Below are 15,484 nucleotides of genomic sequence, written 5' to 3'. Positions count from 1 at the left end.
TGCCGTCATAGCGCAGATGCAGAAGCGGCGTGGTGATGATGTCGCCTTTCACCACACCCTGCGCGGTGAGTTCCTTTTCGGTTTCCCGCTGCAACATTGTCATGGCATCGCTCAGTTCAGCGAGCAGTGCCTGGTCAAAGCGCTTGATGAAGGCGCGCACACGCGAGGTGGTAATGCGCGCGAGGCCGATGCCATAGGCAGAGAGCAGGCCGGAGAAGGGGTGGATATGAACCTTCTTCATGCCGAGCGCATCGGCTACCAGACAGGCATGTTGCCCGCCCGCGCCGCCAAAACAGGAAAGCGTGTAGGCGGTGACATTATGGCCGCGCTCGATCGAGATTTTCTTGATCGCATTCGCCATGTTTTCAATGGCGACGCGAAGAAAGCCTTCGGCCACTTCCTCGGCTGTGCGCCCGTCTCCGATCTCGTTTGCGAGTTCGACAAACCGGGCACGCACTGTATCGGCATCAAGCGGTTCATTCTGTCCGGGGCCGAAGACGTGCGGGAAAAGGTCGGGCTGCAATTTGCCGAGCATCACATTGGCATCGGTCACGGCAAGCGGCCCGCCCCGGCGATAGGAAGCGGGGCCGGGATCGGCACCGGCTGAATCGGGGCCGACCTGAAAGCGCCCGTCTTCATAATGCAGCACCGAGCCGCCACCCGCCGCAACGGTGTGAATGCGCATCATGGGAACGCGCATCCGCACGCCTGCGACGGCGGTTTCGAAGCTGCGTTCATACTCGCCATCGAAATGTGACACGTCGGTCGAGGTGCCGCCCATATCGAAGCCGATGACGCGGTCGAAACCGGCTTCTGCGGCTGTCATCGCCGCGCCTACCACGCCGCCCGCAGGGCCGGAGAGGATTGCGTCCTTCCCCTGAAAGAGCTGTGCATCGGTGAGGCCGCCGGAAGACTGCATGAAGAAGAGGCGGGTGGAGGCATCGCCCGCGCCGATGGCATCTGCGACGCGGTTCACATAGCGCCGCAGCAGGGGGGAGAGATAGGCATCCACCACCGTGGTGTCGCCGCGCGAGACGAATTTCACGAGCGGGCTGACTTCATGGCTCACCGATATCTGGGTGAAGCCGATCTGCCTTGCGGCTTCTGCCGCCTGCTTTTCATGCGCCGGGTAGCGATAGCCATGCATGAAGCAAATGGCGACGGAGCGGATACCATCCTGATAGGCGGATTGAAGCGCGTTGCGCAGTTCTTCTGCATCAAGAGGGGACAGCACCTCGCCTTCCGCCGTCACGCGCTCGCCCATCTCCGCCACGCGCTCATAAAGCTGGTCGGGCTTTTCGATCTTCAGGCGGAAGAGATGGGGTCTTGCCTGATAGCCGATGGCAAGCGCATCGCGGAAGCCGCGCGTGGTGAGGAACAGCGTGCGATCGCCCTTGCGCTCAAGCAGCGCGTTGGTCGCAACCGTCGTGCCCATCTTGACCGAGCCGATGAGGCCCGCGGGCAGCGGCGCGCTGGCGGCAATGCCGAGCAGGTCGCGGATGCCCTGCAGCGCCGCGTCCTCATATTGCTCGGGATTTTCCGAGAGGAGCTTGCGCGCATGGAGGCTGCCATCCGGCGCACGACCGATAATGTCCGTGAAGGTGCCGCCCCGGTCGATCCAGAAATCCCAGCGGCTGCCTTGTGTTGTCTGCTCATTCATGCGCGCAAACTGCCATAAGCCTCGGGGTCCGGGAAGCACGAGAGCGGCGAACCTCTTATTTCCGCAAGGTCATCTTGATATTTCGCAGGTGCGAAGCGAGGCAAATCAGCCTAAGCTTTGACAATGTCTATCTGGGGTAAAATCGCGGGCGCCGGCGTGGGACTTGCCGTCGGCGGGCCCTTGGGTGCGCTTCTGGGCGCGGTTGCTGGCCATGTGGTCATCGACCGGGCGCTACAGGACAGCGAGGTCGTGTTCACCATCGCCCTGATCGCGCTTTCCGCCAAGATGGCAAAGGCCGATGGCGAGGTCAGCCAGTCCGAAATCCGCGCCTTTGAGGAAGTCTTCCAGATCCCGCCCGGTGAGGCGCGTAATGTCGAGCGTGTTTACAAGGTCGCGCAGCAGGACGTGGCGGGCTTCGAGGCCTATGCGAAGCAGGTTGCACGCATCTATCAGAACAAGCCGGCCGTGCTTGAAGACGTGATCGACGCGCTCTTTCACATCGCCAAGGCCGATGGCCATGTGCATCCGCAGGAGCTGGACTATCTGCGCACCGTGGCGGACATTTTCGGCTTCTCGGAGATCGAGTTTGCCCGTATCCGCGCGAGTCATCTGGGGCAGGAAAAGGGCGACCCCTATCTCGTTCTCGGCATCACGCCTGATATTTCGGACGAGGATCTGAAAAAGGCCTATCGCCGTCTGGTGCGGGAAAACCATCCCGACACGCTGATTGCGCGTGGTGTGCCCGCAGAGCTTGTCACCATCGCCAATGAGAAGCTGGCAGCCATCAATGTGGCCTACGACCGGATTGCCAAGGCGCGGGGACTGTCGAGCTAGCGTTTTTTCTCATCATGGCTCTAGGCGCGCCCCGTCACCTGCGCTAACACGTGGCATCCATCAACATCCGGCGGCTTTTGATCCTTGCCGGGCTTCTGCGCGGTTTCGGGATGACCCCCCTCCATCTGGGCTTCATGGTCCTTATCAATCTGATCTGGGGCTTCGCGCTTATTGCGGCGAAGGTGTCTCTGGATCACTTTCCGCCGCTGCTCTTTGCGGCGTTGCGCTTCACATTGATCGTATTTGTCCTTTTCCCCTTCCTGAAAATACACAAGGGGCGGATGAAGGAGGTCATCATCATATCGCTCTGCGCGGGGCCGGTCGGGTTCGGCTTCTTCTTTCTTGGACTTGCGCTTTCAAACGCCTCTGTCGTGGCGGTGACGAGCCAGCTTGGCGTGCCCTTCGCTACCATCATGTCCATCGTCTTCCTGAAGGAAGAGGTTCACTGGCGGCGCTGGCTCGGTATTTCGCTCTCTTTCCTCGGGGTCATGGTCATCAGCTTCGACCCCAATGTCTTCACTTATATTGACGGGCTGCTTTTCGTGGTGGCGTCGGCGCTGGTCGGTTCGATCGGCACGATCTATCAACGACAGATCAAGAATGTCGGCGTGTTTGAGCTTCAGGCGTGGATCGCGCTTGCTGCGGCCCCGCTCATGCTGGGGGCGTCCTTCATCTTTGAGAGCGATATTGTGCACCTCATCAAGACGGCCAATCTGCTGGAATGGTCGGGCGTCTTTTATGTTGCCTTCGCTTCCAGCCTTGTCGGCCATGCGGGCATTTATTATCTGCTCCAGCGCTATGAGGTGACGCAGACCGCGCCCCTGACGCTGCTTTCGCCCGTTTTCACGGTGTTCTTCGCCGTTATGCTGCTTGGTGAAGTGCTCACGACGCGTATGATGATCGGCGCCGCCATTGCTCTTACGGGGGTTCTCATCGTGTCGCTCAGGCAGAAGCGGATCGTCGATACGGGGTTCTGATGTCACTCGCCATCGCCGAACGGCTATCGCCCAATTTCAATGAACGTCCTGACGGGCGGCGCCCCGACATTCTTCTGCTGCATTATACCGGCATGGAGAGTGCGGAGGCGGCTGCGGCACGGCTCTGCGATCCGGCGGCGAAAGTCTCCGCGCATTATCTCGTGGAAGAGAACGGGCAGATCACCCGTCTTGTGCCGGAGCATCTGCGGGCCTGGCATGCGGGTGTCGGCCATTGGGCCGGGGAGAGCGACATCAATGGCTGCTCCATCGGCATCGAGATCGTGAATGGCGGGCATGATTTTGGCTGCCCGCCTTATCCCGAAGCACAGATGCGGGCAGTGGAGGCGCTGTGCCGGGACATTCTCTCGCGCCATCCGATCCCGCCGCGCCGGGTGCTGGGTCATTCCGATATTGCGCCCGCGCGGAAGTCCGATCCCGGCGAGTGGTTCGACTGGGCGCGGCTTGCGCGGGCGGGTGTCGGGCTTTGGGTTCAGCCGGAGCCGTTCATCGAAGGGCATGTCCTTCAGCATGGCGACAGGGGCGATATGGTTGCCGAGCTGCAGTTCATGCTGGGGGATTACGGCTATGGCATCGAGGTGCTGGGTCGCTTTGATGATGCGACCAGGGCGGTGGTGACGGCTTTCCAGCGTCACTTCCGGCCCGAGAGGGTGGACGGCGTGGCGGATATTTCTACCGTCACCACGCTTCGCCGCCTTCTCGATACCGCGAAAGCTGTCGCCTAGGGGATCAGCGTCACGCGCCCGAAAGCCTTGCGGCTCTCGATATATTCATGGGCGGCTGCCGCATCCTTGAGCGGGAAGGACTTGTCGAGCACGACCTTCAACTCGCCCTTCGCTATGTCCTCGATCATTTTTGCGATGTTGTTGTAAACGCGGTCTGTGAAGATTTCCGCGCCGAGGAACACGCCGGTGAGCGACTGGTTGCCTGCTCGCATAGTGGACGTGTCGAGGCGAACCTCCTCGCGCCCGGCATCACCAACGGTCGAGACGCGGCCGCGATAAGCAAGCGAGAGGATCGACTTCTGCAATGTCGAGCCGCCGACCGGATCAACAATGACATCGGCGCCGCGGTTATCCGTGAGGCGCTTCACTTCCGCGACCAGATCCTGCGAGCGGTAGTTGATGCCGTGATCCATGCCATAGGCGCGGAGCCGCTCGAGTTTCTCGTCACTCGATGCCGTGGCGATGACGGTTGCGCCCGCGCGCTTGGCGAGTTGGATTGAGGCAAGGCCGACAGCACCTGCGCCTGCCTGCACGAGAACGGTTTCACCCGCCTTGAGGCGGCCGAACTCGAAAAGGCAGTCATGGGCCGTGCCGAAGGGGACGGGGATTGCAGCTGCCGTCTTGATATCCATGCCATCCGGCACCGGCCATGCGGTGCGGGCGAAAACGGCGCGCTGTTCGGCATGGGAGCCGCTGAAGTTTACCGTGGTCACGCGCTGGCCGGGTTTCAGCGTGGTGACTTTTGATCCGACCTCGATGATCGTGCCTGCCGCCTGATAGCCGACAATATGGGGGATGCTGGTGAGTTCGCCCCGGGCGCGGTTCAGCGTGTCACCGCCTTCAATGGATACGGCTTCGACCTGGATGACGATGCCCTCATCGGGGCAGACCGGATCGGCGACATCCTCATATCTGAAAACGCCTGGTGGCCCGTTCTCGTAATAGACAGCAGCTTTCATCTTTTCCTCCCTCTGTGTGATTTGCAGTATCGCCTATGTCGTGGCTGCGGGGATAAAGTGCAAGCATCTTGACGCAGCGGGGCTTTGGCCTCATGTCGAAGGGGTCAGATGGCCGGATGGCCGCTGCTCGGGTTTCGGCCCGGGTGGAGGAAAGTCCGGGCTCCACGGAAACACGGTGCCGGATAACGTCCGGCGGAGGCGACTCCAGGGAAAGTGCCACAGAAAGCAAACCGCCGGGCCTGCGGGCCCGGTAAGGGTGAAAGGGTGCGGTAAGAGCGCACCGCGCGGCCGGTAACGGGCGCGGCAGGGCAAACCCCACCGGGAGCAAAACCGAATAGGGGCGGCATCTCAGGCTTTGGCCTGAACACCCGTTTCCGGGTCGCCGCCCGGGTTGGTTGCTAGAGGCGTCCGGTAACGGGCGTCCCAGATGAATGGTCATCGCCCGCAAGGGTACAGAACCCGGCTTACAGGCCATCTGACATTTTCCTGCATCACAGCTGAAACAGGGCCGGATGGAATTCCGTGCCGTGCTGGCACGCTATTACCTCATGTATTCGATATGTTCTCATTACGTTCTATTCAATATTGACAATTTTAACGACCTGTTAATCCTGCGGAACATGCCTCAAAGCCGCAGAAATACTAGGCTTTCCCGTTGACGCCCATATGGTCCCATGATATCCCATGTTATCCCGTATAAGGCCATGCTGCCCCTAGTGGTGCCAGCCGGTCCTGCGGTGAGAGGGCCCTTTCGGCAGGGTGGGTCCGTAACAGGGAGCAGGTCGGACGATGGAGTCGTTCCGGGGGCGTTTCACGAACAAGATCGACGCGAAGGGACGTGTGTCCGTTCCGGCGAAGTTTCGTGCCGTCACCATGGCTCAGGGTCTGAATGGTGTGATCTGCTTTCCGCCGCTCAATCCCGGTGCCTTCATTGAAGGCTGCGGCCCTGCCTTTTCCGACATTGTCGATCAGATGCTCGACCGGCTTGATCCGTTCTCCCCGGAGCGCCAGTCCCTTGCTGCCGTGCTGATCGGCGAAAGCGCGGAACTCACCTTTGATGCAGACGGCCGCGTGATCCTGCCGGAAACGCTGCGCAATCTTGCGGGCATCAAGGATGAAGCCACTTTCGTGGGCATGGGCCAGCGCTTCCAGATCTGGGAGCCGAAGGCCTATGAGGAATATTACGCGAAGGCTCTGGAAGAGGCGCAGAAGCATCGCGAACTGCTCCGCGCGCCCGGCGCTGTTACTCCCGGTGCATCAGGCTCCGGCATGGGGGGCGCACGATGAGCAAAACCGGTCAGGGCAACGTTCCTCATGTTCCGGTGATGCTGGCCGATGTTCTTGACGTGCTTAAACCTCGTGATGGCGGCATCTATGTGGACGGTACGTTCGGTGCGGGTGGCTATACACGCGCGATCCTCGGCGCGGCGGACTGCGCCGTGCTCGCCATTGATCGCGACCCGAGCGCCATCCTGCGGGGGCGGGCGCTTGAATCTGAATTTGCAGGCCGGCTGACGCTGGTCGAAGGATGCTTCGGCGACATGGAGCGTCTGGTGCGTGCGCTTGGCCATGAAGCGGTCGATGGTGTCGTGCTCGATATCGGCGTTTCCTCCATGCAAATTGACGAGGCGGAGCGGGGCTTTTCCTTTCAGAAGGACGGGCCGCTTGATATGCGCATGGGCGGCGAGGGGCCGAGTGCGGCTGATGTCGTCAATCAATATGAAGAGAGTGAGCTTGCGCGGATCATAGCCGTCTATGGTGAGGAGAAGCGCGCCCGCGCCGTTGCCCGCGCCATTGTGAAGGCGCGCGAGGAAGCGGAGTTTCGCCGCACGCTCGAACTGGCAGAGCTTCTGGAGCGTGTGATCGGGCGCAGGCCGCAGGACAAGATTCATCCGGCGACGCGCACCTTTCAGGCGCTGCGCATCTTTGTGAATGACGAGCTTGGCGAACTCGCGCGCGGCCTTTCGGGTGCCGAGGCGCTGCTTCGTGAGGGCGGGCGGCTTGCTGTCGTCACCTTCCATTCGCTTGAAGACCGGATCGTGAAGCGCTTTCTGACGGAGCGCACGGGACGGGGCGGGCGGCCAAACCGCTACATGCCTGCGGTTGAGGACGAAGCGACGAGCTTTGAGGAAATCGCGCGCAAGGCGCGCAAGGCGGCGGATGAAGAAGTCGAGCTTAATGCGCGGGCGCGTTCGGCAAAGCTCCGTGCCGCCATTCGCACCGGCGCACCGGCGAAGCCACTTGATCTGCAGGCGCTCGGTCTGCGCGCTGTTCCTTCCATCTGGGGAGGGGCTGCATGATCCGCTTCATCAATTTCCTTCTCGTTTCAGCGGTGATCGCACTTTCGGTCGGTCTTTACGACATCAAGTATCGTGCGGAAGGCGCGGTGCGCCTTGAGCGCCAGCTTGAACAGCGCATTGCCAATGAGCAGGAAGCGATCCGCGTGCTGCGTGCGGAATGGAGCTATCTGAACCAGCCCGAAAGGCTGCAACAGCTTGCCGAACGCTATACCGCGCTGCGCCCGCTGACGGCTGGCCAGATCGGAACCTTCGAAGAAGTGCCGATGCCGCATATGGCGGACGACTTCTATGTGCCGTCTGGACGCCAGCCGCTTGGTGGCTATGCGGGCGGCATGGTGCCGGGCAGGACAGGGAGCACGATCCAATGATTGGGCGCAGCAACAACAGCGCCCAGGGGCGCTACTTTCCGCCGGGCTATGATGCCATCTCGCGCACACGCGCGCGGCGTACAGAAGGCGGGCGCACGCCTTCGCAGCGGCGCATCTTTCTGTCGCTTGCGATATTCGCGGCCTGCTTCACGCTGGTGGGTGCGCGGCTTGTCGGCCTTGCCATCATGGGTGATGACGGAGCGCGGCAGGGTTCCGTTGCAAGCCTCACAACGCAGATCAACCGGCCTGACATTGTGGATCGCAATGGCGAGGTGATGGCGACGGATATTGTCACGGCCTCTCTTTTTGCGGATGCGCGTTATGTGATCGACCCGGAAGAGACGGCACGGCAGCTTGTCAGCGTTCTGCCCGATCTTGATGAGGCAGAAGTGGCGCGGAAGCTTGCTACCGGAAGCGCCTTTGTCTGGCTGAAGCGTGATCTCACGCCGCGCCAGCAATATGCGGTGCACTATCTCGGGCTTCCCGGTCTCGATTTCCGCAAGGAGCAGAAGCGCGTCTATCCGAACGGCAAGATCGCGTCGAATGTGCTCGGCATGGTCGATATCGACAATCGCGGACTTGCGGGCATGGAGCTTTACATGGACCGCGCACTCAGCCGCAAGGATGACGCAGGGCGGCCCAAATTCGACCGCAATAACACGACAATGCTCTCCATCGATTTGCATGTGGAGCATGCGCTGCGCGACGAACTCGAAAAGGCGATGGCCGAGTTCAGCGCGCTGGCAGCAGTGGGCGTGATTATGGATGTGCATACGGGTGAAGTCGTGGCGATGACATCGCTGCCTGATTTCGACCCGAATGACCCGATGGCGTCGCCGGAGGAATCCCGTTTCAACCGGGCGACGCTCGGCGTGTATGAGATGGGTTCGGTTTTCAAGGCGGTGACGCTTGCGGCGGCGCTTGACAGCGGGCGCGTCAATATCAACGGCAAGTTTGATGCGACGCAGCCGATCAAATTTGCCCGCTTCACGATCCGCGACTATCGCGGCAAGAACCGTTGGCTGTCTGTGCCGGAAGTTTTTGTCTATTCGTCGAATATCGGCACGGCGAAGATCGCGCTGCAGCTCGGCACCGAGGACTACAAGGGTTATCTCGCGCGCTTCGGCCTGCTTTCCCGCCCGGATATTGAGCTGCCGGAAGCAGGCTCGCCCATCGTGCCGCGTCCCTGGGGTGAACTTTCGACCATCACCACGTCCTTCGGTCACGGCATTGCGGTGACGCCGCTTCAGGTGGTGAGCGCGATTTCCACCGTGGTAAATGGCGGTTTCAAGGTCAAGCCGACTTTCCTGCGGCAGAATGATGTGCGGCTTGGCGAGCGCGTGATCTCGGCAGAGACGAGCATGGCGATGCGGGGGCTTCTGCGCATGGTGGTTGCAGAAGGCACGGGCCGCAGCGCAGACGTTCCGGGCTATCCGGTGATGGGAAAGACCGGCACAGCAGAAAAAGCCGTCAATGGCGGCTATGCGCGCAATCGACTCATCACATCCTTCATCAGCGCCTTCCCGGCGAATGATCCGCGCTACGCGATGCTCGTGATGTTTGATGAACCGAAGCCGACAAAGAACACCTATGGCTATGCAACGGCGGGCTGGAACGCAGCGCCCGTGACATCGCGCGTGGTGGCGCGTGTGGCGCCGCTGCTTGGCCTTCGGCCGGCGACGCAGCCGCAGGACAACGACATGCTGCGCGAAGCGAAGCTCGTTTCGTTTGAGGCGAGTGGACAGTGAAGAGCCGCCCCGCGACACAAAGCGGAGGCGATGAGAGAAAATGTTGGGCGAGATGCAACTGGCGGCGCTGATTGGGACCGATTCCCTGCCGCTCCCGGATATGGGAGCGACGGAGATACTCGGCCTGACGGCGGACAGCCGTGCGGTGAAGCCCGGTTATCTTTTTGCGGCGCTTCCCGGCACGAAGCTCGATGGCACGGCCTTCATCGCGCAGGCAATCGAGCAGGGTGCGGCGGCGCTGCTTGTGCCGCAGGGCGCGACAGTCGAGGCGCGTGTGCCTGTGATTTCCGATCGCAACCCCCGCCGCAGGCTTGCGCTTATGGCCGCGCGTTTCTTTGGGGCGCAGCCCGCGACGATTGCGGCGGTGACGGGCACCAATGGCAAGACATCGGTTGCAACCTTCACGCAACAGCTCTGGACGATGCTGGGTGAGGAAGCGGCAAGCCTTGGCACGCTGGGCGTGTCGAGCGCGAAGGGTGAACGCCCGCTCGGCTTCACCACGCCGGATCCCGTTTCGTTGCAGGCTGAGCTTGCCGTGCTTGCGGGTGAAGGGGTGACGCATCTTGCGATGGAAGCCTCAAGCCATGGGCTTGCGCAATACCGGCTTGATGGTGTGAAGCTGTGCGCGGCGGGTTTCACCAATATCACCCGCGACCACATGGATTATCATACGAGCTTTGAAGACTATCTCTATGCGAAGCTTCGTCTGTTCGGCGAGGTGATGGGGCCGGGTGGCATCGCCGTCATCAATGCTGACAGTCCGCAATATGCCGAGTTTGAAGCGGTCTCCTGGGCAAGGGGTCACCGGGTCATCTCGGTCGGGCACAACGGACGGGATATCCGCATCGTTGCCGCCCGGCCAGATGCACGCGGGCAGACGCTCGAACTCTCTTATGAAGACACTTCATATAATGTGAAGCTGCCGCTGGTGGGCGAGTTTCAGGCGTCAAACGCGCTTGTCGCGGCGGGTCTTGTGATCGGCTGCGGGGCCGAAGCCGCGAAAGTCTTTGCAGCGCTTGAACGTCTCACAGGCGCGAGGGGGCGGATGGAAGTTGCGGTGCATCTTCCTTCCGGCGCGTCCGTCTATATCGATTATGCGCATACGCCCGATGCTCTTGAGAATGTGCTGGAAGCCATGCGTCCGCATACGAAAGGCAGGCTTGCGGTCGTGTTTGGTTGCGGCGGTGACCGCGATCCCGGCAAGCGGGTGCTGATGGGCGAAGTGGCGGCGCGTCTTGCTGACCAGGTCTATGTGACGGACGACAATCCGCGCAGCGAAAATCCGGCGCTGATCCGCGCAGCAATTCTGAAGGGGTGCCCCGGCGCGCGAGAGATTGCAGATCGCGCGGAAGCGATCGAGGCTGCGATGCAGGCGCTTGGCGCGGGCGACGTGCTTGTCGTTGCAGGCAAAGGACATGAGACCGGCCAGATCATCGGCAGCGAGACGATCCCTTTCTCCGACCATGAAGCGGTGCGCGCGGCTGCATCGAAGATGGGAGGTGCTGCATGACGCGCCCTCTCTGGACAAGTGATGAAGTGATCGCGGCGACGGGCGGCAAGGCCGAAGGCGGCAACTGGACGGCAAGTGGCGTGTCGATTGACAGCCGGACGCTCGAGCCGGGCGACCTCTTTGTCGCCATTACGGGCGAAAACACCGATGGCCATGCCTATGTGGAAGGCGCGCTCAAGAAGGGCGCTGCCGCGGCCATTGTCTCGCAGCCGAATGATGCCATGCGGGCGGCCGGGCCGCTTGTGGTGGTGGAAGACACGCTCACCGCGCTTGAGGCGCTTGGCCGTGCGGCACGCTCGCGCGCGCCGGCGAAGGTTGTGGCCGTCACGGGTAGCGTGGGCAAGACCGGCACAAAGGAAGCACTCCGTCTCATCCTTTCCGAGCAGGGCGCGACCCATGCGTCGGCTGCTTCCTACAATAATATGTGGGGTGTGCCACTTTCGCTCGCGCGTATGCCGGCGGACACGCATTTCGGCATTTTCGAAGTCGGGATGAACCATCCGGGCGAGATCACGCCGCTTTCCCGGCTTGTCGAACCTTTCGCTGCCCTCATCACGACGGTGGAAGCCGTGCATATGGCTTTCTTCGACAGTGTCGAACAGATTGCCGATGCCAAGGGCGAAATCTTCGACGGCTTGCAGAAGGGCGGTGTCGCCATTCTCAACCGCGACAATCCGCATTTCGACCGGCTGCGCGCCAAGGCAGAAGCAAGTGGCGCGGGGAAGATCATTTCCTTTGGCGAGCATGAAGAATCTGATGCGCGGCTCGACAAGGTGGCGCTCAAGGAAGATTGCTCCTGCGTCTCGGCCACGATCTGCGGCCAGCCCGTGACCTACAAGCTCTCGGTGCCAGGTCGCCATATCGTGATGAACTCTCTGGCAATGCTTGCCGTGGTCCATGCGCTTGAGGCGGATCTCGCTCTTGCCGCGCTTGCCATGGCAAATCTCAAGGCGCCGAAGGGACGGGGCGAAAGGCATCGCGTGGAGACGCCGCTGGGTGCCTTCACCGTGATTGACGAAAGCTACAACGCCAATCCCGCTTCGATGGCGGCAGCGCTTGCTGCTCTCGGTCAGGCGAAACCCACAGGGCGCGGACGTCGCATCGCCGTTATCGGCGACATGCTGGAACTTGGCGAGGACTCGATTGCGATGCATCGCGGCCTTGCGGCACCGATCAAGGCGTCGGGAACGGACCTCGTCTTTGCCTGCGGGCCGCATATGCGTGAGTTGTTCAAGGCGCTGCCGGCCGCGCGACAAGGCGCCTATGCAGAAACATCGGCAGAACTGGGTGATTTGCTGCGCGAAGCGGTAGAGCCGGGCGATGTGGTCATGGTGAAGGGCTCTCTCGGATCGCGTATGGGGCCGCTTGTCGAGATGCTTCTGGGGCTTGGCGACGACGAAGGTGAAAGCATCCGGCGCAACAGGGGGGAAAACTGATGCTTTACGACTGGCTCGGAGGCATGGCAGGCGACATTCCGGCGCTGAATGTCTTTCGCTACATCACATTTCGCACAGGCGGCGCGACGGTAACTGCGCTTCTCATCAGCTTTCTTTTCGGGCCGCGCCTTATCGCGCTGCTCAAGGCAAAGCAGCGACGCGGCCAGCCCATTCGTGAAGACGGGCCGCAGACGCATGTGATCCAGAAGCAGGGCACGCCCACCATGGGCGGCTTCCTCATTCTGGTGGGGCTTGTGCCTTCCGTCCTGCTTTGGGCGGACCTCAAAAATCCTTATGTCTGGATCGTTCTTTTCGTGACGCTCGGTTTCGGCGCGGTGGGCTTTGCGGATGACTATCTCAAGGTTTCAAAGATTTCGCCGAAAGGTGTGCCGGGCCGCGTAAAGCTCTTTTTCGAGTTCATCATCGCGCTTGTCGCCATGTGGGCGCTGGTGCTGGTGGCGAGCGAACCGTTGCAGACAGCGCTCACCGTACCTTTCTTCAAGACGTTGCTGATCGAGCTTGGCGGCTTTTTCTTCCTGTTCGGCGCGCTGGTGATTGTCGGTTCGTCCAACGCGGTCAATCTCACGGATGGTCTCGACGGGCTTGCCATTGTGCCGGTGATGATCGCGGCGGCCTCGCTTGGGCTCATCGTCTATCTCGTCGGCAACGCGGTCTTTGCGGATTATCTCCAGATTCACTTCGTGCCCGGCACGGGTGAGCTTGCCGTCTTCTGCGGCGCGCTGATTGGCGCCGGGCTTGGCTTCCTCTGGTACAACGCGCCGCCTGCCATGGTGTTCATGGGCGACACGGGCTCGCTCGCTCTCGGCGGTGCGCTGGGCGCGATTGCCGTTGCTGCAAAGCATGAGCTGGTGCTTGCCATCATTGGCGGGCTTTTCGTGCTCGAAGCCGTGTCGGTCATCGTGCAGGTCGCTTCCTTCAAGCTCACCGGCAAGCGCGTCTTCCGCATGGCGCCGCTTCACCATCATTTCGAACAGAAGGGCTGGGCGGAACCGACCGTCGTTGTGCGCTTCTGGATCATCTCGGTCGTGCTCGCCATGGCGGGTCTTGCAACCCTGAAGCTGAGGTAATCATTCATGATCGCCGCGACCGGCTTTGAGAGAAAGAATGTAGCGGTGCTCGGGCTCGGCAAGTCCGGGCTTGCGACTGCGCGTTCTCTTGAAGCTGGTGGTGCAAAGGTCTTCGCGTGGGACGATGCGGCGGAGAAGCGTGAGGAAGCCGCGAAGGAAGGTTTCACTTTGGCGGATTCACGAGGTTGGGTCTGGGAGCATCTCTCTGCGCTGATCCTCAGTCCCGGTATCCCGCTGACGCATCCGAAGCCTCATGAGGCGGTGCTGAAGGCGCAGGCGGCGGGTGTCGAAGTGATCGGCGATATCGAGCTTTTCCAGCGTGCGCTGAGGGCATCGGGCAAGAAGGCGCGGCTCGTCGCCATTACCGGCACGAATGGCAAGTCCACGACGACAGCGCTTGTCGGCCATATGGTGCGGCGCTGCGGCGACAATGCGCAGGTGGGCGGCAATATTGGCAAGCCCGTTCTGGAGCTTGAGGCACCGGAAGCAGCGACAGTTTATGTGGTGGAAGTCTCCTCCTATCAGATTGATCTCGCGCCCTCGCTTGCGCCGAATGTGGCAGTGCTTCTCAACATCACGCCCGACCATATCGACCGGCATGGTACGGTGGAGCATTACGCCGCGGTGAAGGCACGCCTCTTTGCTCTGCAAGGCGAAACGGACACAGCAGTCATCGGCATTGATGACATGCGCACCAGCAGCATCTGCACGGATGTGACTGCCCGCCGCATTGCGCAGGTGATTCCGATTTCTGTCGGCAAGGCCTTGTCGCGCGGTGTCTATGCGCTGAACGGTGTTCTCTATGAGAATCTCGCCGCGCAGGGCGTGAAAGCGGGCGATCTTGCCGGGATCAAGACGCTGGCGGGTGCGCATAACTGGCAGAATGCTGCGGCGGCCTATGCCGTGGGGCGCGCGCTCGGCTATCACCGCGAACGTATCCTCGCCGCGTTTGAAAGTTTCCCCGGCCTTGCGCATCGCATGGAAATTGTCGGTGAGGCGGATGGCGTTCGCTTCGTGAATGACAGCAAGGCAACGAATGCCGATGCGGCGTCAAAGGCGCTTGCGACCTATGACAACATCTACTGGATCATTGGCGGCAAGGCGAAGGAGGGGGGTATCACCTCGCTCGAAGAGTGGTTCCCGCGCATTCGCCGCGCCTATCTGATCGGGGATGCGGCGTCCGAATTTGCCGAGACGCTGAAGGGCAAGGTGGAGGCCATTCATTGCGGCACGCTCGACCGTGCTGTCGAAGCAGCGTCGCGCGATGCGCTGGCTGATCTGGCAGAGTTCAAGGTCGTGCTTCTCTCACCTGCCTGTGCCTCCTTCGACCAGTTTAAAAGCTTCGAGGAGCGCGGCGATGTTTTTCGCGCGGCCGTGCAGGAACGTCTTGGTGCAAAGGGGGGCGTGGCATGATCCGGCTCGCCCGTACAAATCGCAGCGCAATCGCCGAGTGGTGGTGGACCGTTGACAAGTGGACGCTGTTTGGCCTCTTCAGCCTGATGCTGTTGGGTGGCTTGCTGACGCTTGCGGCAAGCCCAGCCGTTGCCACGCGCATCAACCTGCCGCAGTTCCATTTCGTCTATCGACAGCTTGCTTTCGTATTGCCCGCTATCGGTATCATGATCGGCGTATCGCTGCTCAATCTGCGCATGGTGCGCCGTGTTGCGGCTATCGTGTTTTCGGTTTCCTTCGTGTTGATGGCATTGGCGGTTGTTATCGGGCCGGAGATCAACGGCGCGCATCGCTGGCTCTATATCGGTCCATTCAGCATCCAGCCTTCCGAATTCGTGAAGCCTTCCTTTGTCGTGCTTTCGGCGTGGTTCTTCGCGGAAGCGCAGCGCACGCCGGATGTGCCGGGGAC

General features: G+C 61.3%; 14 protein-coding genes and 1 other RNA gene. 13 read left to right on the top strand and 2 right to left on the bottom strand.

What is annotated here, in order from left to right; all coding sequences use genetic code 11:
- Positions 1-1,660 (bottom strand): hydantoinase/oxoprolinase family protein (locus WBF74_RS11305; RefSeq protein ID WP_424439700.1); only part of this gene is annotated, 1,660 nt, incomplete at its 3' end.
- A 117-nt stretch (positions 1,661-1,777) separates the two neighbouring features.
- Here WBF74_RS11305 and WBF74_RS11300 point away from each other — a divergent pair.
- Genes WBF74_RS11300 through WBF74_RS11290 form a run of 3 tightly spaced genes read left to right on the top strand, consistent with a single transcriptional unit; the run spans position 1,778 to position 4,214 of the window.
- Positions 1,778-2,494: a TerB family tellurite resistance protein gene (locus tag WBF74_RS11300; protein ID WP_424439697.1), complete on the top strand. Its 717-nt coding sequence runs from the start codon at positions 1,778-1,780 to the stop codon at positions 2,492-2,494.
- Positions 2,495-2,544: 50 nt separating this feature from the next.
- Entirely contained in the window at positions 2,545-3,471 is a 927-nt protein-coding gene (locus tag WBF74_RS11295; protein ID WP_424439694.1) for a DMT family transporter, read from the top strand.
- Positions 3,471-4,214: an N-acetylmuramoyl-L-alanine amidase gene (locus tag WBF74_RS11290; protein WP_424439691.1), complete on the top strand. Its 744-nt coding sequence runs from the start codon at positions 3,471-3,473 to the stop codon at positions 4,212-4,214. The genes WBF74_RS11295 and WBF74_RS11290 overlap by 1 nt, the downstream gene beginning before the upstream one ends.
- Here the strand turns inward: WBF74_RS11290 and WBF74_RS11285 are convergent.
- Positions 4,211-5,173 (bottom strand): quinone oxidoreductase family protein, encoded by a 963-nt coding sequence (locus WBF74_RS11285; protein WP_424439688.1) that lies wholly within the window; start codon positions 5,171-5,173, stop codon positions 4,211-4,213. The genes WBF74_RS11290 and WBF74_RS11285 overlap by 4 nt on opposite strands.
- Positions 5,174-5,277: 104 nt before the next feature.
- On the opposite strand from WBF74_RS11285, the gene rnpB reads away from it, so the two are divergent.
- From rnpB to WBF74_RS11235, 10 genes are all read left to right on the top strand, one after another.
- An RNA gene (gene rnpB, locus WBF74_RS11280) (RNase P RNA component class A) lies at positions 5,278-5,656 on the top strand.
- 306 nt (positions 5,657-5,962) lie between these two features.
- Entirely contained in the window at positions 5,963-6,460 is a 498-nt protein-coding gene (locus tag WBF74_RS11275; RefSeq protein WP_424439685.1) for a division/cell wall cluster transcriptional repressor MraZ, read from the top strand.
- On the top strand, positions 6,457-7,473 hold the full coding sequence (gene rsmH / locus WBF74_RS11270) for a 16S rRNA (cytosine(1402)-N(4))-methyltransferase RsmH (RefSeq protein ID WP_424439682.1): 1,017 nt from the start codon (positions 6,457-6,459) through the stop codon (positions 7,471-7,473). The genes WBF74_RS11275 and rsmH overlap by 4 nt, the downstream gene beginning before the upstream one ends.
- Positions 7,470-7,841: a cell division protein FtsL gene (ftsL, locus tag WBF74_RS11265; RefSeq protein ID WP_424439679.1), complete on the top strand. Its 372-nt coding sequence runs from the start codon at positions 7,470-7,472 to the stop codon at positions 7,839-7,841. Before rsmH ends, ftsL begins: the two co-directional genes overlap by 4 nt.
- Positions 7,838-9,589, top strand: a complete 1,752-nt coding sequence (locus WBF74_RS11260; protein WP_424439676.1) for a peptidoglycan D,D-transpeptidase FtsI family protein — start codon at positions 7,838-7,840, stop codon at positions 9,587-9,589. The genes ftsL and WBF74_RS11260 overlap by 4 nt, the downstream gene beginning before the upstream one ends.
- 40 nt (positions 9,590-9,629) lie before the next feature.
- Positions 9,630-11,099: a UDP-N-acetylmuramoyl-L-alanyl-D-glutamate--2,6-diaminopimelate ligase gene (locus WBF74_RS11255; RefSeq protein WP_424439673.1), complete on the top strand. Its 1,470-nt coding sequence runs from the start codon at positions 9,630-9,632 to the stop codon at positions 11,097-11,099.
- The gene (locus WBF74_RS11250) at positions 11,096-12,535 is read left to right on the top strand and encodes a UDP-N-acetylmuramoylalanyl-D-glutamyl-2,6-diaminopimelate--D-alanyl-D-alanine ligase (protein WP_424439670.1); all 1,440 of its coding nucleotides are present in this window, start codon (positions 11,096-11,098) and stop codon (positions 12,533-12,535) included. The genes WBF74_RS11255 and WBF74_RS11250 overlap by 4 nt, the downstream gene beginning before the upstream one ends.
- On the top strand, positions 12,535-13,623 hold the full coding sequence (gene mraY, locus WBF74_RS11245; RefSeq protein WP_424439667.1) for a phospho-N-acetylmuramoyl-pentapeptide-transferase: 1,089 nt from the start codon (positions 12,535-12,537) through the stop codon (positions 13,621-13,623). The genes WBF74_RS11250 and mraY overlap by 1 nt, the downstream gene beginning before the upstream one ends.
- Positions 13,624-13,629: 6 nt before the next feature.
- A complete protein-coding gene (murD, locus tag WBF74_RS11240; RefSeq protein WP_424439664.1) occupies positions 13,630-15,036 on the top strand; it encodes a UDP-N-acetylmuramoyl-L-alanine--D-glutamate ligase in 1,407 nt (468 codons plus the stop codon).
- A partial coding sequence (locus WBF74_RS11235; protein ID WP_424439661.1) for an FtsW/RodA/SpoVE family cell cycle protein occupies positions 15,033-15,484 on the top strand: 452 nt, incomplete at its 3' end. The genes murD and WBF74_RS11235, both read left to right, overlap by 4 nt.

The sequence above is a fragment of the Parvibaculum sp. genome, from assembly GCF_049672805.1.
Classification (GTDB): Bacteria; Pseudomonadota; Alphaproteobacteria; order Parvibaculales; family Parvibaculaceae; genus Parvibaculum.
This window is presented reverse-complemented; position numbering and strand designations above follow the sequence as displayed.